Origin of the sequence: Desulfosediminicola flagellatus (genome assembly GCF_005116655.2) — a bacterium.
GTDB classification, from domain to species: Bacteria; Desulfobacterota; Desulfobulbia; order Desulfobulbales; family Desulfocapsaceae; genus Desulfopila; species Desulfopila flagellata.
The window spans coordinates 1,176,730-1,195,411 of record NZ_CP050698.1 but is presented as its reverse complement, the minus strand read 5'-3'; the positions used below and the strand labels follow the sequence as shown (position 1 = coordinate 1,195,411).

The 18,682-nt window shown below is 43.9% G+C and carries 21 protein-coding genes; 17 read left to right on the top strand and 4 right to left on the bottom strand.

Going from position 1 to position 18,682, the window contains the following annotated elements; genetic code table 11:
• Positions 1 to 13 precede the first annotated feature (13 nt).
• From rimM to FCL46_RS04915, 10 genes are all read left to right on the top strand, one after another.
• A complete protein-coding gene (gene rimM / locus FCL46_RS04960) occupies positions 14 to 586 on the top strand; it encodes a ribosome maturation factor RimM (protein ID WP_136805273.1) in 573 nt (190 codons plus the stop codon).
• Entirely contained in the window at positions 583 to 1,365 is a 783-nt protein-coding gene (gene trmD, locus FCL46_RS04955; RefSeq protein WP_136805272.1) for a tRNA (guanosine(37)-N1)-methyltransferase TrmD, read from the top strand. The genes rimM and trmD overlap by 4 nt, the downstream gene beginning before the upstream one ends.
• On the top strand, positions 1,362 to 1,916 hold the full coding sequence (locus tag FCL46_RS04950; RefSeq protein WP_136805271.1) for an RNA methyltransferase: 555 nt from the start codon (positions 1,362 to 1,364) through the stop codon (positions 1,914 to 1,916). The genes trmD and FCL46_RS04950 overlap by 4 nt, the downstream gene beginning before the upstream one ends.
• A 63-nt stretch (positions 1,917 to 1,979) precedes the next feature.
• A complete protein-coding gene (gene rplS, locus FCL46_RS04945) occupies positions 1,980 to 2,333 on the top strand; it encodes a 50S ribosomal protein L19 (protein WP_136805270.1) in 354 nt (117 codons plus the stop codon).
• 106 nt (positions 2,334 to 2,439) lie between these two features.
• Positions 2,440 to 3,090: a ribonuclease HII gene (locus FCL46_RS04940; RefSeq protein ID WP_136805269.1), complete on the top strand. Its 651-nt coding sequence runs from the start codon at positions 2,440 to 2,442 to the stop codon at positions 3,088 to 3,090.
• Entirely contained in the window at positions 3,080 to 3,454 is a 375-nt protein-coding gene (locus FCL46_RS04935) for a YraN family protein (protein ID WP_136805268.1), read from the top strand. The genes FCL46_RS04940 and FCL46_RS04935 overlap by 11 nt, the downstream gene beginning before the upstream one ends.
• A 118-nt stretch (positions 3,455 to 3,572) precedes the next feature.
• Positions 3,573 to 4,553: a 4-hydroxythreonine-4-phosphate dehydrogenase PdxA gene (gene pdxA, locus FCL46_RS04930; protein WP_136805267.1), complete on the top strand. Its 981-nt coding sequence runs from the start codon at positions 3,573 to 3,575 to the stop codon at positions 4,551 to 4,553.
• Positions 4,554 to 4,561: 8 nt separating this feature from the next.
• Entirely contained in the window at positions 4,562 to 5,197 is a 636-nt protein-coding gene (gene tmk, locus FCL46_RS04925; RefSeq protein WP_136805266.1) for a dTMP kinase, read from the top strand.
• Positions 5,194 to 6,897 (top strand): tetratricopeptide repeat protein, encoded by a 1,704-nt coding sequence (locus FCL46_RS04920; RefSeq protein WP_136805265.1) that lies wholly within the window; start codon positions 5,194 to 5,196, stop codon positions 6,895 to 6,897. Before tmk ends, FCL46_RS04920 begins: the two co-directional genes overlap by 4 nt.
• The gene (locus tag FCL46_RS04915; RefSeq protein WP_136805264.1) at positions 6,878 to 7,750 is read left to right on the top strand and encodes a hypothetical protein; all 873 of its coding nucleotides are present in this window, start codon (positions 6,878 to 6,880) and stop codon (positions 7,748 to 7,750) included. Before FCL46_RS04920 ends, FCL46_RS04915 begins: the two co-directional genes overlap by 20 nt.
• Here FCL46_RS04915 and FCL46_RS04910 read toward each other — a convergent pair.
• A complete protein-coding gene (locus FCL46_RS04910) occupies positions 7,744 to 8,700 on the bottom strand; it encodes an AMIN domain-containing protein (RefSeq protein WP_136805263.1) in 957 nt (318 codons plus the stop codon). The genes FCL46_RS04915 and FCL46_RS04910 overlap by 7 nt on opposite strands.
• Positions 8,701 to 8,961: 261 nt before the next feature.
• Here FCL46_RS04910 and FCL46_RS04905 point away from each other — a divergent pair, with 261 nt between their 5' ends.
• The 7 genes from FCL46_RS04905 to FCL46_RS04875 all read left to right on the top strand — a co-directional run bounded on the left by FCL46_RS04905 (position 8,962) and on the right by FCL46_RS04875 (position 17,174).
• Positions 8,962 to 11,514, top strand: coding sequence for a TIGR03960 family B12-binding radical SAM protein (locus FCL46_RS04905; RefSeq protein WP_136805262.1), 2,553 nt, complete (start codon positions 8,962 to 8,964; stop codon positions 11,512 to 11,514).
• A gap of 109 nt (positions 11,515 to 11,623) precedes the next feature.
• Entirely contained in the window at positions 11,624 to 12,967 is a 1,344-nt protein-coding gene (locus FCL46_RS04900; RefSeq protein WP_136805261.1) for a TrpB-like pyridoxal phosphate-dependent enzyme, read from the top strand.
• Between the two features lie 64 nt (positions 12,968 to 13,031).
• Positions 13,032 to 14,234: a D-alanyl-D-alanine carboxypeptidase/D-alanyl-D-alanine-endopeptidase gene (locus FCL46_RS04895; protein WP_136805260.1), complete on the top strand. Its 1,203-nt coding sequence runs from the start codon at positions 13,032 to 13,034 to the stop codon at positions 14,232 to 14,234.
• A gap of 25 nt (positions 14,235 to 14,259) precedes the next feature.
• Entirely contained in the window at positions 14,260 to 15,486 is a 1,227-nt protein-coding gene (locus tag FCL46_RS04890; protein ID WP_136805259.1) for a glycosyltransferase family 4 protein, read from the top strand.
• Between the two features lie 93 nt (positions 15,487 to 15,579).
• Positions 15,580 to 15,921: a hypothetical protein gene (locus FCL46_RS04885; protein ID WP_136805258.1), complete on the top strand. Its 342-nt coding sequence runs from the start codon at positions 15,580 to 15,582 to the stop codon at positions 15,919 to 15,921.
• A 334-nt stretch (positions 15,922 to 16,255) separates the two neighbouring features.
• Entirely contained in the window at positions 16,256 to 16,579 is a 324-nt protein-coding gene (locus FCL46_RS04880; RefSeq protein WP_167505731.1) for a c-type cytochrome, read from the top strand.
• Between the two features lie 172 nt (positions 16,580 to 16,751).
• Positions 16,752 to 17,174: a DUF2231 domain-containing protein gene (locus tag FCL46_RS04875; RefSeq protein WP_136805256.1), complete on the top strand. Its 423-nt coding sequence runs from the start codon at positions 16,752 to 16,754 to the stop codon at positions 17,172 to 17,174.
• A 153-nt stretch (positions 17,175 to 17,327) separates the two neighbouring features.
• Here the strand turns inward: FCL46_RS04875 and FCL46_RS04870 are convergent, their stop codons facing one another.
• From FCL46_RS04870 to FCL46_RS04860, 3 genes are all read right to left on the bottom strand, one after another.
• Positions 17,328 to 17,726, bottom strand: a complete 399-nt coding sequence (locus FCL46_RS04870) for a bacteriohemerythrin (protein WP_136805255.1) — start codon at positions 17,724 to 17,726, stop codon at positions 17,328 to 17,330.
• Positions 17,727 to 17,891, bottom strand: a complete 165-nt coding sequence (locus FCL46_RS04865; RefSeq protein WP_167505730.1) for a LiaI-LiaF-like domain-containing protein — start codon at positions 17,889 to 17,891, stop codon at positions 17,727 to 17,729.
• Positions 17,892 to 18,015: 124 nt separating this feature from the next.
• Positions 18,016 to 18,630 (bottom strand): LysE family translocator, encoded by a 615-nt coding sequence (locus tag FCL46_RS04860; RefSeq protein ID WP_136805254.1) that lies wholly within the window; start codon positions 18,628 to 18,630, stop codon positions 18,016 to 18,018.
• Positions 18,631 to 18,682: the final 52 nt, after the last annotated feature.

The following is an 18,682-nucleotide window of genomic DNA, read 5'->3' as shown; positions in this document are numbered from 1 at the left end:
GTCGTTCAGGATTATGCAGCATAAATATAGATTTCCTGAAAACAGTTACATTCTGATCGGAACCGTTGCAAAACCGCAAGGATTGCACGGTGAGGTGAATATCCATGCCTTTTCCGGTCAGCCTGAAAACTTTAAAGAATACGACACGCTTTACCTTGTTGACAGTAAGGGAGAGATATCTCCCAAACTTGTCATAAAACGATTTAGAGTCCAAAAAGGCAAAGCTGTCGTATTGTTTGATCGGGTTTCCGATCGCACCCATGCCGAGAGATTAACCGGTATGGGTGTACTTGTTGCCAAATCTGATCTTCCCGAGTTAGGTAAGGACGAATTCTACTGGCATCAACTTGTTGGTTTACAGGTGCATACAGTCGATGGGCGCGACCTCGGTACTCTGAGTTCCATTTTTTCAAATGGTGCTCAGGATGTTATGGTTATTCAAGGTGATAATGACGAATACCTTGTGCCAATGACTGACGGCATTCTCAACACGTATGATGAAACAACAGTGGTAATAGATCCACCTCCCGGTCTTCTCGATATAAACACCGATGAAGATGAAGATCTCTTTGGCAGTAATAAATGATTTTTGATGTATTAACAATTTTTCCAGACCTTTTGGCCTCCCCTTTAAATGAGGGAATACTTCGCAGAGCCAGGCAGAGTAATTTCATAGATATTCACACCACGAATATTAGAGATTTTGCTACTGACAAGCACTCCATGACTGACGATCGACCCTTTGGGGGCGGTGAGGGAATGGTTATGAAAGCAGAGCCGTTAGCTGCAGCTGTCGATAAAGCCAGGGAAGTAAACGGAGCAGGAAAGGTCATCCTGATGAGCCCGCAAGGGAGAAAATTTTCACAGGATATTGCTCAAGAATTCGCAAATGAGAATCATCTCATTCTTGTCTGCGGTCGCTACGAAGGTGTTGATGAACGCTTTCGTGCAACATATGTAGATGAAGAAATCTCTATCGGTGATTACATCCTTACCGGTGGTGAGCTTGCAGCAATGGTCATCATTGATTCAGTGACCAGGCTGTTACCAGGCGTTCTGGGATGCTCAGATTCTGCTGACAAAGATACTTTCAGCAGAAATATGCTTAAGCATCCGCAATATACCCGGCCCAGGGTATGGAATGATCTGGAGGTTCCTGCAGAATTACTATCAGGTAACCACGAACAGATTGAAAAAATACGATTTCTCGCATCCGTTCAACGAACACTTGAACGGCGACCTGAGATGATCAGGACTGAAACTTTTTCAAAGAGTGAGAAAAAGCTTTTGAAGCAACACAAGCTGTATGACACAATACTCGACATACAGACAGATTTGGATAAGGTAAGTCGGGGTAAAAAATGAAAGCAGTTAGTTTAGCCCTGGTTCACCACCCGGTTGTAAATAAAAACGGTGAAATAATCGGCTCAGCCGTGACAAATCTTGATCTGCATGATATAGCAAGGGCTGCAAAAACTTTTGGAGTAGACCAGTATTACGTCACTACTCCATATGAAGACCAGCAGCAACTGGTCAGAGAAATAGTTGGTCACTGGCAGGATGGTTACGGTGCTGGGTACAACCCGGCAAGAAAAGAAGCTCTTTCTATAGTTCAACTGGCTACATCAGTCGATGAAGCTATTGAAGAACTTACTGAACGATACGGAAAAAGACCTCTTATCATTGTAACCAGTGCAAAAACCTATGACCACACTCTGCCCTACACGGTCGTTAAAGAAAAAATTGCCTCCGGCACGCCAGTTCTGCTCCTTTTTGGTACGGCACACGGATTGGCGAAAGAGGTTATGGATGTAGCTGACGCTGTGTTGCCTCCAATAAAAGGCTGCACAGATTACAATCATCTATCAGTTCGCTCTGCAGTATCGATTATTCTCGATAGACTGCTGGGAAGCTGATAAATATTAACAGATGCAAGTAATACGGGAAATATTCCTATACTTCAACCTATACAAGACGTTATGAGCACAATCATCGAAAGAATCAATGAAGAACAGATGCGTCAGGATCACCCGGATTTTCGTCCTGGTGACTCTGTAAAAGTTCATATCCGAATTATCGAGGGTACCAAAGAGCGTGTCCAGATTTTTCAGGGTGTAGTTATCAAGCGTAAGCGTGGAACAATGGGTGCAACCTACACCGTGCGCAAGATTTCTCATGGTGTTGGTGTTGAGAAAACCTTTTCTCTCCACAACCCACGTATTGAGAAAATCGAGGTGGTAAGCCGTGGTCGCGTTCGTAGATCCCGTCTCTACTACCTGCGTAACCTTCGCGGTAAGGCTGCACGTATTCGCGAACGCGGTTACCAGCGCTAAGACCACGTTTCCTTTAGGAAACATGTGTCGCATTGTCACCCGAGCAACCCTTCTAAGGGGCTCGGGTGTTCGTGTTTAAAGTATTCACCAGTACTCTTTTAAAGAGATGAAAACTTCATTGTTTGATTCCAGCGTAAACGCAGGCGATAACTTCCACTACGAAAACTATCTTGCTTCCCAAGGTTTTTCCGCTATTGCAGGATCAGATGAAGTTGGTCGAGGACCTCTTGCCGGCCCGGTTGTAGCTGCCAGTGTAATCCTCCCCGCTCACTGTGATCCTCGAATTTTTCTCGATTCAAAAAAATTATCCCATAAAAAGCTGAAAGAACTCTTTTCTGTTCTTCATGAACTGGACGCTACTATCGGAATTGGAATTGTTTCAGAAAAAAAAATTGACCAAATAAATATCCTGCAGGCTTCTCTTTATGCCATGCGTTTGTCGGTTGATGAATTAACCGCTCATGGGCATGCTCCTGACTATATCCTGGTCGACGGAAAATTCGAGATACCCCACTCCACACCCCAGCGTGCCCTAATAAAAGGTGAAACAAAAAGTGCCTCTATTGCGGCAGCTTCGATAATCGCCAAAGTTACACGGGATAGACTCATGGTGGATCTCCACGAAAAATATCCAGTATATAACTTTGCTCAGCATAAAGGTTATCCTACAAAGGCTCACCGCAAGGTAATCGCGGAACATGGTCCGTGCCCCATCCATCGAAAAACATTTAAAGGGGTAAAGGAATTTGTCAAATAAACGATCAATTCTTGGACAAAAAGGTGAGGATCTGGCAGCGATTTATCTTCAACGAAATGGATATTCAATTCTTCACAGGAACTATCGTTTGAAGACCGGAGAAATTGATATTATTGCCCAAGAAAACACAACCACTGTTTTTATCGAAGTCAAGACCAGATCATCTTCTGTTTTCGGTTCTCCAGCCGCTGCAGTAACTCCCCGGAAACAAACTCAGATTTCACGTGTCGCTCTTGAGTATTTATGTCGACAAAACCTCATGGATTCTTCTGCCCGCTTCGATGTAGTTTCGGTGATGATTGATTATAACAGTTCTCCTACCATAGAAATCATTAAAAACGCCTTTGACCTTAGCTATCACTGATAAGAGTTTATTTACCCCGTTTTCGCTTTACATACTGTTTGTCTTAGATACTACGTTACGGCTTTGACTAATTTCACATACGCGTTACACTTTAATTATGACGATGATCGGAATTACAATGGGATGCCCAGGAGGCATCGGCCCTGAAATTATATTGAAATATTTTTCAAACATCTCCCGACCTCCTGAAGTCAGGTCTGTCGTAATCGGGGATATAGGTATCCTTGAAAAATGCGGTAGAGACCTCGGACTTCCTGCGCCCTGTATCCCCTGGCAGCCAGGACAGTCTTACCCGGAATCTGGCATACCTGTTCTCAGCGTTTCATCTCTGGACCTGGCAGACCATTCATGGGGACATTTTACCCAAAAGTCATCAAAATGTATGGCTGACTACATTCTTACCGCTGTAAAGTTAGCCAAAAACAACATTATCGACGGCATCACTACCTGCCCAATATCTAAAAGCGCGTTACAGCTTGCAGGTCACAAATTCCCTGGGCATACTGAAATGCTGGTAGAACTCACCGGAGCTCAAAACTATACAATGATGATGGCAGGAGACTCATTAAAAGTCACCCTGACCACCATTCATTGCGCTCTCAGCCAGGTACCAGCTAAGCTCACTGAATCAGCTATCTATAATCTTATCCACATTACTAATAACGCTCTAAAGACTGATTTTGGTATAAACTCGCCCAACATCGCAGTTGCCGGGCTTAACCCGCATAGCAGTGAAGATGGCCTCTTCGGTACAGAAGAAGAAAACGTCATCACACCTGCAATACATCGCGCTATACACGATGGGGTTAATGCTAGTGGTCCTTATCCGCCAGACACCGTGTTTTTTAAAGCCTCATCTGGATTATACGATGCAGTGGTCTGTATGTACCATGATCAAGGGTTAATCCCTTTTAAGTTGCTGCACTTCAAGGATGGAGTAAATGTCACCCTGGGCCTTCCAATCGTGCGTACATCAGTTGACCATGGCACCGCCTACGATATTGCAGGTAAAGGACTGGCCGATGAGACCAGTCTGTCTTGCGCTGTGGCCATGGCATCTGACATCTGTAAAAACAGAATAACACATAACTCTAAATAGAATTAATCATGACCAAAGCATTGCCAGGCACACTCATCGTTTTTGAAGGGATTGACGGGACCGGAAAATCAACACAGATTGAGCTATTAGGTGAATACCTGTTGGAGAACGGCCATGAGGTGGTTGTCACCAGAGAACCAACTGACGGTCCTTACGGACAAAAAATCAGACAACTTTACATGAACAGGGATCTGGCAAGTAAAACCGAAGAACTTGAACTATTTCTTGCTGATCGCCGTGAGCATGTTAACACGTTACTTTTGCCCGCTCTTCAAGCTGGAAAAATTGTACTATGTGATCGCTATTACCTCTCTACCGCTGCGTATCAGGGCGCAAATGGTTTTGACCCTATAGAAATATTACGATTAAACGATTTCGCTCCAGAACCCGATATAGCTTTTATATTTGAAGTATCTGTTGAAACCAGTCTGCACAGAATCACCAAGGGTCGAGGGGATCTGTTAAACGATTTCGAGCAGGCGGAATCTCTTAAAAAAGTGAAAAAGATTTTTTCAGAACTCGACCTTCCATTCATTTATCGCATCAATGCTGAACGTAACATAGATGAGATTCACGCCAATCTACTTTCAGTCATCGACACGGTAATCGCTCACCCCTTAGCCGATCCGCTGGAACAACTATGACAAATCTCCGCCACCTCCTCGCATTCGTTCTTTTACTTCCACTTATTGCCGGCTGTGCCAGCGGCAGCAGAGCAACTGACAGAGACAGCAAAGAGGTCTACCAGGCGGATTTATCCTGCTCATATTTCTATTATTTATGGGGAGCACACGCCGAGTATGATCAACGGTTTGACGAAGCCCTGGAAGCGTATCAAAAATCGTTGATCTGTGACCCCGCCGCTAACCACATTGAGAAAAAACTACCAGTTCTACTTTTTAGATTAGGTGAAACAGAAAAAGCAGCTGAACTTCTTCGTGCAGGTATTAAAAAAGATCCTGACGATATTTCACAATACCTGCTTCTCGCACATCTGAGCATTCAGCAGAATAAACGCAACGATGCAATCATGTTGTATTCTGAAGTTCTTGAGCGTGACCCGACAAATGAAGGCGTTCTACTGAGACTCGGGATTCTTTCAGTTCAACAGGGAGAACTCGATAAGGCCGAAAAGGTGTTTAAACGACTTATAAAGCAAAATCCCGAGATGTATTTTGGTCGAATTTACCTGGCCCGTTTATTCCTCATGAAAGGCAAGATCGAACACGCAGAGCAAGCCTACGAAAAAGCATTGGACCTCAACTGGTCTCCAGAACTTGTATTTGAAATGGTAGAGTTCTATCAATCCCATGAAAGATATCAAGACATGCTTCGCCTATACCAGACGGTCCTTGATAACGATGCGGAAAATGAACAAGCAATTCTTGGTAAAATCCAAACCCTTCTGGCTCTTGAAAAAGATGAAGAAGCACTCGCTGAATTACGCAGACTCAAGCGTATTAATTCTAATACAGCCAGATTGGATATGGCTATATCCAAGATATTACTGCGACTTGGTAAAATCCCTGAAGCTGCTGAAGTACTTGAAGGGATACGGTCAGGCGACACTGCATCAGAAGCCAATTATCTGCTTGGCCTTATAGCATTTCAATCAAAGCTAGGTGAAACTGCACTTGCCTACCTGCAGGCAATTGATCCTTCAGCAGAAGAATATGTCGATGGCGTCTATCTACAAATTCGGATAATGCGAAGCTTGGATATGCATCATGAGGCAGTCGAACTACTCAAGAAAGCAACTGAGAATCCTAAGAGTCAAACCCCTGTGTTCTATGCGTTACTCTCGTCCATTTATCAGGAGCAGGAACGGGTAGAAGAAGCAATGGCCAGTATCACTGCAGGTACCCGTGCTTTCCCTAAAAATGACCAACTGCATTTCGAACATGCTCTACTGCTGGAAAGATCAGGTCTCCATAAAAAGGCTCTCTCAGCTATGTTACGCGTCCTTGAACTCCGTCCGGACCATCCTGAGGCATTGAATTTTGTCGGCTACAGTTGGGCAGATCAGAACATAAATCTCAACCTGGCATATCAGTATATATTAAGAGCTGCGGAACTTGAGCCTGATAATGGGTTTATTAAAGACAGCCTGGGATGGGTTCATTACAGACTCGGTAATTTCGATAATGCTTTAGAAGCTTTGCTCCATGCACTTGAACTTGAACCTAAAGACCCGCATATCTATGTCCATCTCGGAGATGTTTACCGGGCGCTCAACAGAGTTGACGATGCCCGCGATGCGTATCGCAGAGGGCTTGAAATGTTTGATGATGAAAACGAAAAAGGCCCTCTGGAAAAAAAGATTAATGAACTATCTACCCAGTAATTGTCCCAACAATTCGTATACCAAAACATCTATACCCTTAGTTATTTTCTCACTGGTAATTGTAGTCTCATTAACTAGTTGTGCCCGCAAGCCCTGGCGCGAATCCCTTCAAGATTCCGAAAGGCTCGCTGTGACCAAGGCTCTTAATGACATTCGCGAAGGTGAAACTTCACGAAGCAATTGCGTTGATGCTGATCTGAATATTTTTTTCACCAGCCACCTAAAAAACCGCGCAGTCAGTGGCTATGTTCAGATTATGCAACCGTCCTATTTGAAATTCATTGTATCAAACCCCTTAGGTCAACCATTGTTTGCTTTCACAACTGACGGTTCACAATTTAATCAGCTAGATACATCACGACAGCAATTCCTGGACGGAGAGCTACAAGCATTTGCCCGCATTTATGATACCCCTGCATTTGTATACAATCGTTCCTGGGGTAAATGGCTCACAGCACGGTTACCTGAATCTGAGCTAATCACCGAAATTCGCTCCGATTCAGAAGAACGTGGCAGTTGGGTAACAATTATCGACCAGAATAAGATGAATACAGACAACCATCAAAAAACTGCAACTGAGCACCTCTTGATAGATAGTGATAACAGTCGGCTGTTAAGCAGAATATTCACAACTGAAAGCGGAGATATTGAGGCGGAAGTGACCTACAGTGACTGGAGTCCTGAAAACAGATGGCAACCTGGAAAAATAACCATAGAAGGACTCGACTACGGTAGTAAAATGGTGTTGGACTTTACGGATGTAAGCGATCTGGAATACTGTAGAACTGCTGATTTTCAATTACGAAGACCTACAGGCTATCAGCACATCCCAGTATGGGAGAATCTCTATTGATCTTTTGCTTCAGGCGTATCATCTTTTGCATCCAGAGTATTCACAATCAGGACAAACAGGTTATCCTCCTTAAAGAATACCTGTTGTAAATCATAGTCATTACCTGGAGTTAAATCGAGAACAACACGTATCTTTGCGGGTTCTTTATGTTCAGCAACCCGTATTTTTTCGACAAGTTTTCCGTTTGCCTCAATTTCTTTTGGTACATTCTCGTGAATGCTTGCATCAATAAAGTCACAGATAATGCGTGGGAGGCCTTTCTCTATTGCAGATATTGTCGGTGGATGAAAATCATTGAGCCTAAAAAGTACCATTTCGCCATTTTTGGCGTAGACATTATCAAAAGAGATATCGAGCAAAACCGGACCGCTTTTGACTTCCTGAATCTGCTCTGAGGGAGTAATTACAGCCTCGGCAAAATCAGGCTCAGCATTCGTTTTGCTTAATACGTTTTGGTCAATTTGCTGAGGTTCCGGAATAGGTTTAATTTTTAATGTTGATGGCGGCAGTACTACAGGCAGAGGTTTTGCGATGGTACTTCCACCACCTTTTATTGATATGACAAGGAGTTTTTCGTCTGACTTGAAATCCTGGCTCCAGAATATTTCTCTATCTTCAACAAGATCGACAACAACTCTGGTTTTCAATTCAGGTTTCTTATGTACACCAACCCGGATACCGAGGACAAGTTCACTTTTTTCGATATCAATTCGTGAACTTCCTTTATATTCCGTATCTAGAAAATCAAGTACAAGTCGTGGTTTTTCGCCGCTTAACTTGAATATTTTAGGCAAATTTTCGTTGCTCAAGGTAAGCTTGATGACATCAGAATTTTTATCAATTGACTCAAATGAGATTGTGTTAACAGTTCCCTGTTGCTGACTGTAACCAGACAGAGGCACTACCAGAAATGTACCGATGCATACCAGGATAGCAATCACTAACCTCATAGAGAGTAACCTTTTGTTTCAATATAATAAAAATGACACTACGTTCGCGGGGGATCGTGTACTCTCTTTTTTGAATAACTTATCCCCGCTTGAAATGTCAATCAAATTTCAGTAAATGGAGTGTTCATTAGAGAACAATCAGGATAATACACGACCATATTAAAAAATTCGCAGATTTCTTCAACTTATGTCGCTAAATCTTCAGATTTTCAGTTGGCCGTTCCCTCTCTGTTAAATTTTCCACTACATCAAGAGATACGCATGACCGATACTACAATCTTCTCTCAGGTAACCAAACCCGGTCGCTACCTGGGAAGTGAATATAACTCTGTACAAAAGAACTGGGAAGATGCGGATGTTCGCTGTGCCCTTATTTTCCCTGATCTCTATGAGATAGGAATGTCTCATCAGGGACTACAGATACTTTATCACATTTTAAACAATAATGAGAATTTCCTTGCCGAAAGGAGTTATTGCCCTGATAAAGATGTTGAAAGACTCCTCCGCAGCAGAAAAGAGCCTCTCACCTCCCTTGAATCTGGTCGTTCCCTTGGTGATTTTGATCTGATTGCGCTTACCCTGCCATATGAACTCTGTTACACCAACATTCTAACCGTTCTGGATCTTGCAGGAATTCCACTTCTTGCAAAAGACCGGACAGCAACCTATCCGTTCATCCTGGGTGGTGGTGCCTGTTCAATGAACCCTGAACCTGTCGCCGACTTTTTTGATGCGGTTCTACTAGGTGATGGCGAAGAGGCAATTCTCGAAATAGCTGAGGCAGTGGCTCTTGCTAAAGCCTCAAATATGCCCAAAAATGAGCTCCTGGAAAAACTCGCTCTCATCAACGGCGTATATATACCATCATTCTTTACTCCCGAATATGATGATGCCGGACATGTAACCGTAATACACAACAGCAACCCGCTCCAACATTCAGTTATGAGACGAGTTGTCCCGGATCTTGCCCAAACCGACCACCTGCTTAATCCAATTGTTCCCAATGCTAAGATTGTTCACGACAGGCTCGGAGTTGAAATTGCCCGTGGATGCACCCGTGGGTGTCGTTTCTGCCAGGCGGGTATAACATACCGCCCAGTTCGCGAACGAACACCTGAACAGGTAATGTCTCTTGCCAAAAACGGTATTGAAAATTCGGGCTTTGAGGAATTAGCATTATTATCGCTTTCAACCGGAGATTACTCCTGTCTTGGTGATGTTCTTCCCAAACTCATGGACGAGTTCGCAGGCAATTATGTTTCCGTTGCCATGCCTTCAATGCGTGTCGGCACGCTCACCCCTGAGATTATGGAGCAAATCAAACGAGTACGTAAAACAGGATTCACCCTGGCTCCGGAAGCAGGCAGTGAGCGATTACGACGCGTTATTAATAAAGGTATCACAGAAGAAGATCTCCTGACTTCCTGCCGCACAGCCTTCTCACTTGGCTGGAAAGTAATGAAATTTTATTTCATGATCGGCCTGCCAACCGAATCGATGGATGACATCGATGAGATTATCGAGCTTGTTATAAAGTCAGGCCACGAGATTGACAGCGTTGCCAAAGGCAAAAAGAAAATCAATGTGAGTATTGGAACCTTTGTCCCCAAACCTCATACTCCTTTTCAATGGAACAAGCAGCTTACCATTGAGGAAAGTCGCGAGCGCATCAATTACCTGAAGCAGAACCTTCCGCGTAAGGGCTGCAACATGAAATGGCACAGCCCTGAGCAGAGCTTTCTGGAAGGTGTTTTCTCCAGAGGTGATCGTAGGCTGGCAAAACTTATTTATCAGGCATGGAGCGAAGGAGCTCGTCTTGATGGTTGGTCTGACCATTTCAATCTGGTACGCTGGAGAATGGCTGCAGACACATGTGAACTCGACCTCGAGGATTATCTGCGGGAAAGAGATATGAATGAAGTTCTGCCCTGGCAACATCTGGAAACAGGTGTCGATCTCGATTTTCTTAAACAGGAATGGCAGAATGCACTCGAAGAAGTATATACCCCAGATTGCCGCTACCATGGGTGTCAGCAATGTGGGCTGTGTGATTTTGAGCTGATCCAGCCCATAGTCCATAGCGATATTGAACCTGGGTCCACTGAACCCGGCACAGTCATACCTGTAGAGCATGAGGGTAAGCACTATCCGCCCGCCTCCGATAATGAGCCGCATTTCAAATATATCGTTAACTACAGTCGTACTGGCAACATCTGCTATTTAGGTCATCTGGAAATCCTGCAATTGGTATTCCGCGCACTTCGCAGAGCACACATTACGACCAACTTTTCGAAAGGTTTTAATCCTTCCCCGAAGATCTCATTTGGGCCTGCCCTGCCGGTTGGTACCCGCAGTATGGCTGAATTCTTTATTATGGATCTTCCTGAAGTGCTCAAAAGTCCGGACAGCGTTGCCAAAACGCTGAGTTCCAAATTACCACCAGGGCTTGAGGTTGACAGTATCAAACTGCATTCAGGCAAACTGCCCCAGGTGATTACCAACTCATACACCGTGCAATTGGACAGGGCTATCACTGAAGAAGAAGTTCAACTCATCGCACGGTTCGTTGATAGTGACGAATTAATTATCAGCAGGGTGCGTAAGGGGAAAAAACGGCAATTCAATATCCGACCTCTCATCACCACTCTTGAACTGATTAATAGTGAGACCATTAGCATGGAAGTCATTAACAGAAGCGGTTCGCCAGGCATCAAACCAAGTGACGCCCTTCAGCATATTCTCGGGATCTCAGAGGAAGCTGCACTTGCTGCACTTATTACTAAAACAGGATGGGAGCCTCTTAAAGAAAACTGATCGCTCTTGCCTTTAACTGCTCTTGTATGGTAGGACCTAAGGCTAATACATCGGATTTACGGCGGTTCGCTGCTATAACTCAAATGCTATTTACTTTAGGGGAGAAGACATGCAGAAGAAAATCATACTTCGTGACGACGAGATGCCGAGACAGTGGTATAACCTTGTCCCGGATATTCCAAATGGTCTCCAGCCTCCACTTGATCCAGAAACAAAAGAACCCATGGGGCCGGAAAAGCTTAGCGCTGTTTTCCCCATGGGATTGCTTGAGCAGGAGATGTCACAAGAGAGCTTCATTGACATCCCCGAAGAAGTGCTTGATATCTATAAGATCTGGCGCCCTGCCCCACTGGTAAGAGCATTCAATCTCGAAAAAGCACTCGGAACCAAGGCTAAAATATTCTTCAAAAATGAAGGTATTTCTCCTGTAGGTTCTCATAAAGCGAACAGCGCAGTTCCCCAAGCCTACTACAACATGAAAGAAGGTGTGCGCAGGCTTGCCACCGAAACCGGAGCCGGCCAATGGGGAAGTGCACTCTCTTTTGCCACCAGCAAATTTGGTCTTGATTGTAAAGTCTATATGGTACGGGTTTCTTTTAAACAGAAACCATACCGTAAATCGATGATGCAGACCTTTGGAGCCGAGATAGTTGCCAGCCCGAGTGAAGACACGCGAACCGGCAGAAAAATTCTTGCCGAATTCCCTGACACTCCCGGTTCTTTGGGTATTGCAATTTCTGAAGCACTTGAGGATGCCTCCTCCAGGGAAGACACCAAATACGCGCTTGGCTCAGTATTGAATCACGTCTGTATTCACCAGTCAATTATTGGACTGGAGGCTAAAAAACAGATGGAAATTGCAGGTGAATATCCAGATGTCATCATAGGATGCTGTGGTGGTGGATCCAATTTTGCCGGAATTGCTGCACCCTATATTCCCGACTACCTTGAAGGAAAAAAGATAAAATTCCTTGGAGTGGAACCATCATCCTGCCCGACCCTGACCATGGGTAAGCTGGCATATGATTTTGGTGATGTCGCCCAGACAACTCCTCTATTGTATATGTACACCCTTGGCCATGATTTTATCCCGCCGGGTATTCACGCGGGAGGACTTCGGTATCACGGAATGTCTCCGATAATCTCAGCCTTGGTACGGGAAAATATTATTGAGCCACTCAAAGTTCATCAACTCGAGTGCTTTGAAGCCGGAGTTCTCTTTGCCAAAACTGAAGGGATTATCCCAGCCCCTGAAACCTGCCACGCGATCCGCGCGGCAATACTTGAAGCAACACGTAATCCGGATGAACCAAGGACAATACTCTTTAATTTTTCCGGACACGGTCTCATTGATATGGCCTCTTACGATAAATATTTCGCAGGAGAATTACACGATTACGATTATCCGGAGGAAGAAATTGCCAGATCAATGGCAAATCTGCCAAAAATATAGAGATTCGAATCTCGCTGTTCTCAGATTAGGGCAGAGGGTTAGCGAGTTTTTACAGCGCAAAAGCATGTTGATCGTTCTATGCCTTTGCGCTGTTACCGTTACTTTAATGCCTGCGTTTTCCACCGCTGCAATCCTGCCGGTCGATACAGTACAAAATGGCGGATACATCATCTCCAGAAACGGAAAAGTAATAGAGAGTTATCGTGCAAACGACCGTTTCACCCCTGCATCAACTATTAAACTACTTACAGCGTTGACCGCTTTTGAGTTTCTTGGAGAAGATTACAGGTTCACGACCTCCTTTTATACTGATGACTATCAGAACCTCTATGTTCAGGGTTCGGGAGATCCATTGCTGACCTCCGAGAGCATAGCCAGGATTGCTGTGGAACTAAAAAAACGCGGTGTCGAGACTATCCGCTCATATATACTTGATGATTCGTTGTTTCAGCTTGAAACCTCTCAGCCGGAAGGATCCCTCAACTCTGAGAATCCATATGATGCACCAAATGGAGCACTTGCAGTCAACTTCAACTCTGTATCTATAGTCAAAAAAAAGAACGGGACCATAGGCTCAGGTGAAAGCCAAACTCCGACTACCGTGCTTGCAAAAGAAATAGGCAGCAAACTCCCAAACGGCAAACATCGCATTAATATCGGTGCCTATGATATTCAGGGAAATATCTCGACTTCCCTCAGATACTCCGCTGAACTGATGCATTCTATATTCAATAATACCGGGATAAAATCTACACTGGAGTTTCGCCAGGGTAAGATTCCGAAGACTGCCAGAAAGATAGTTGAATACACTTCTGACAAAACAGTTAAGGATATTGTGCGCCTCTGTATGCACTATTCAAATAACTTTCTAGCAAATCAATTAGCCCTCGCTGCCGGGGGGAAAAAGTATGGGTATCCGGCAACCTGGGAAAAAGCCAGAAAAGCACTCTCCTATTTTGCCACTCAACAAATTGGTATACCGGATAATGAATTATTGGTTAAGGAAGGCTCTGGATTATCACGAGCTACCTATATAACTCCAAAGGCTATGATGAGCATAGTTGATGCGTTCACGCCGCACCGGGACCTGCTCCCCATAAAGCATGGTTATCATCTCAAATCAGGAACTCTTGAAGATGTATACTGTTATGCAGGTTATCTCGACACACCAGGAGGCCTTGTAACATTTTCCCTTTTGCTCAATCAACCGACCAATAACCGAAACCAGCTCATTAGAACCATCAGAAGAAAAATGAGCATCAACTGATATCCATTACTATGATGTACTTTTCATGCGTATCCTTCATCTCATAAGTCAGCGGCCTGACTCCACCGGAAGCGGAATCTACATTCAGCAACTCATTGAGAAATCTGCAATGGCAGGCCATAGTAACCGCCTGGTTTGCGGTGTAGCCAAAGGGGACATCCCTCATCTGGCAATGATCAATAGTGCGTATATATCCTGTGTTGAGTTTGGACAAAGACAACTTCCAGCAAATATTGTTGGAATGAGTGATGAAATGCCCTACCCCAGTATTCGGTTCAGGGATTTGGATCACACAGATATTGCAACGTATGAATTCGAGTTTGCACGGGCTCTTGTGGCAGTTATTCGAAAATTTAGGCCGCATATTATCCACAGCCATCATCTCTGGCTTTTAAGCTCACTGGCGTCGAGGCTTTATCCACAAATTCCAATGGTCACAACGTGCCATGGATCCGATATTCGTCAGTTCAGAACCTGCTCTCACCTGCGTGCACGAGTCCTCAGTGGCTGCAGGAATATTCCTGCAATTCTTGCACTCAGTGAACCTCAAAAATCTGAAATCCAGTCCCTTTACCACGTAGCACCTGAAAAAATAACAGTAATCGGCGGTGGCTATAGCAGTGAACTGTTTTTTCAAAAAAAGAAACCATCGCCCTCTCCTGTCCGCCTCATTTATGCAGGTAAACTCAGTTATGCCAAGGGAGTACCATACCTACTAAAAGCATTGACCACATTAGAAGATATGGACTTCCACCTCGATCTGGTTGGTAGTGGGACAGGACCTGAATATGAAGAGTGCATGCTACTCGCCGGGAAATTAGCTGGTAAAATTTCTTTGCACGGTTCAGTCCCTCAAACTCAACTAGCTCAGCTCATGAGAGAGAATCACATCATGATTCTCCCCTCTCTGTATGAAGGTCTACCGCTTACAGTACTGGAAGCGGTTGCTAGCGGCTGTAGAGTAATTGCAACAGATCTTGTTGGAACGCGGGAGATACACTCATACCTACCGGAAGCAGATATCACCTTAATCCCGCTGCCCAGAGGCCTGGAGGTAGATAGAATTCCACCCGCTGAACAACCAGGTTTTATCAGATCGCTTGAAGAGTCTATTAGAGCAAGCCTACTAAGAGTGCCGACCAAGCCTGATCTTGACCTTGCCCCGCTTACCGCCGGGATCAATCATTTCAACTGGAATAGCGTATATCGCCGCTGTGAACACGTATATAACATATTGCTAGGTCAAACTTGACAGCATCCCAAAATCACTGGCTATTCCTTTGAAGTTACATTATATCTTCGGCTAAACCTCAACCGTTAAATTTCACCTTCGACGACATATATAATGGGCAAATTCCACTTTGTTAATCAAGATACCCTGGAACACCTCATTGCAACCAATAAGGCTACGCTTGAGGGAAGTTATCTTTCTATCGTCGAGAGCTTTCAGTCGTACCACCTCACACCTGCAGTTAAAATAATTTCCTGCGAAAGCTCTACCAGTGACCCTTTACGCATTCTTCATAAGTTCATACCATTAACAACTCTTGAAAATGTGGGAGCTGAAATTTACATAAACTCAATCATTCTCAAATCCCATTCATACTTAATTGATCTTGGTTTTATCTGTGACGCGAACAACAGTATTTCTCCATCATATGCTGATTCACAGCTCCATCATTCATAATGCGTAAGTTATTTGGTTCCGGTTAGTTAAGAATAAAATAGCCCTTGCTTTTTCCTCCCCGTTTCTATACCATTTTTTTAACGAATTTCGCAAAATCCATCAGATAATCGATGAGTTTTGCAAGATGTTTTACATGGTCTAACAGCAACGTTCTTTCTAGTTTCCATCCGAAAACGGTGCTTTCCACCTAACTCTTCGTTACTCTCAAAATTTTATCCCGCAGGTAAGCGTAGACACCGATATCATGTGTACGACTGCGGTAAAATTTATCGGGTGCCGTGATTTAGATGAAAATCCCTCGTTTCGGGATGAAAACTTTCCAGGAGAAGTGGTAATGATCGGGAAATGGAAAATCAGATGCCTGTTGATACTGTTGTCACTATTTAGTCTGCTCCTGCTTTCGGCCTGCAACGGTTCAGGCGGCAATGCAGCAAATGGTGAACGGTGGTTTTCAATGCACAACTGTTCGGCATGTCACGGCAAGGCTGGCAATGATGGGAGAGCTGCAGCAATTGCCGGAACCGATATGGGATTTGGATCATTTGTAAGGTTTCTTCGTGACCCGGATTCACCGAGTATGCCTGCTTTCCCAGAAAGCAAACTTTCCAAAAATGATGCGGCTGACATTTACGCATGGCTCAAAAGCCTGCCAGAATGAAAGAAAATTCAAACCATATTTGAAGATTTTTTTCTCAGAACCAACATATTTTATTAAGCCATGCCTTAAAGAGTGATTACAATTCCTTTAAGTGACAAAAGGTTACAGATACAATTGACGCTGAAACAGCTATTTTAGCTTAAGGTATTTTCCCACAAGAAAGGAGATTTCCATGATTGAAGGACTATACGCATTACTGGAAACCGTAGGTTTCACACATCCGTTACACCCAATTATGGTGCATATCCCCATGGGAATGGTGATAGGAGCAGTAATTTTTTCGCTTATTGACTTAAAATGGAAATATCAGAACCTTGACCAGACTGCCTATCACTGTTCTGTACTTGCCTTGATATTTATTATCCCAACTCTCATTACCGGCGTACTGGATTGGCAAGGTAAACTCGGGGGTGACTGGGAAGCCCTCATTATTATAAAAATTATACTTGGAATACTGCTCACCATACTCTTGGCGGTATCAGTGATATTCAAACGCCAGGGTGCAGACTCCAAAAAACTCCTTATAATTTATCTCTTATGCATGGCGTGTGCTGGCGGACTTGGCTTTTCCGGTGGCGAACTCGTTTATGGCTAATTCATTCGTTGTAGTGTTTAAGATGACTTACGAACCTGAAAAAAGATTAAGAGATCACTCAATATTCATTTATCAGGGGGCTGTGTTATCGCAGTCCCCTGGACGTTTTTCAGTCACTTTCACAGGCGCAATCGGGATTTGATAATAATTGATTTACACATTTCGAAAATATGCTGCAAACGCTTTGTCATCTTTCAAAATATGGTTAACAATCCAGTTGAACAAAAACGCCTCAAGAGAATCATAATCGTCTAAATCGAACTTTACGGCAAACACACGGTTACGTAATTCTGCAATGATTTCTTCGTGAATTCGACTGTGCTCAGCACGTTCTGGATAGTTACATCCATACATTAAATTCTCTTCGCTGCAGAAGTGATATTCCGCATACTTAAGCAGTTCGCTCAGCAGGAGACTCATCTTTTCGTTATCAGCGCCACTGCCTTTTTCAGCCCGTATTTTCCCTACTAATCTCAGAAACATACGGTGCTGATCGTCTATGTCGGGAATGCCAACATCGTAATCAGATTGCCAGATAAGTTCGTCCACCATTTACCCGCGTCTTCGTAATTGTAACAGGCCGATAACTATCAGTAATGCCGGCCACCACTCTTTAAAAATCACCTTGAGTTGACCGATCTGAACAAAGCCCAGATTTGACAACAGCAACAGAACACCAACAACAATAAGTAAAATAGGTCCAATACTTGCGCGCATAACTCGTAATCCTTTACAGGTAACCCCGAATATCTCAGGTATCTTTTCGTATTGTATCGCCAGATAATGGTCATTCTCAAGAGTCTATTCTAGAATAGAATCCTGGAATCCGACTGATAACCAATCAGCTATTTGAAGCAAGGTAGATACCTGCACCTGCCATAATCCCTCCTGCAGATCGATTCAGGCCTTTCATAGCAGATTCAGAACGAAAGACCTTTTTTGCAGACGCAGCAGAAACGGCAACCAGCATCAATCCCAACATTAATGCGGTGATGGCCAGACAGGCTGCCAGGACAATATCACCTGATGATAAAACAGTTAAATCCATAAACGTCGGTAAAAACGCAATATAAAACAAAATAACTTTCGGATTTGATGCCGAGATAAGAAACCCCTGACAAAACCCGGCCAGAAGACCACTATGTGAATGTTCTTGTTGTAAAGTAACGTTTACCTCAGTAACCCACATTTTCCAGCCAAGATATATAAGATAGCCTGCACCTGCAAATCTAATGATGGTGAAAACAGTTCCATAATTCTCAGCAATTGTCGAGAGCCCGAAACAGGCCAGTATAAGATAGACCACATCGCTCACTGCCATACCAAAACACAAACTCAAGCAGGATCTGGATCCAGACACCAATGCTCTTGCCAGGATTGCAAACACTCCCGGACCGGGTGTAATCGCAAAAATAAATAGTGCCGCAAAAAATGTAATACTGCTCTCCAGACTCATAGCCCCGCTTCCTCATAAATAGTATGTCAATACATGTCTTAGAAAAGATTGC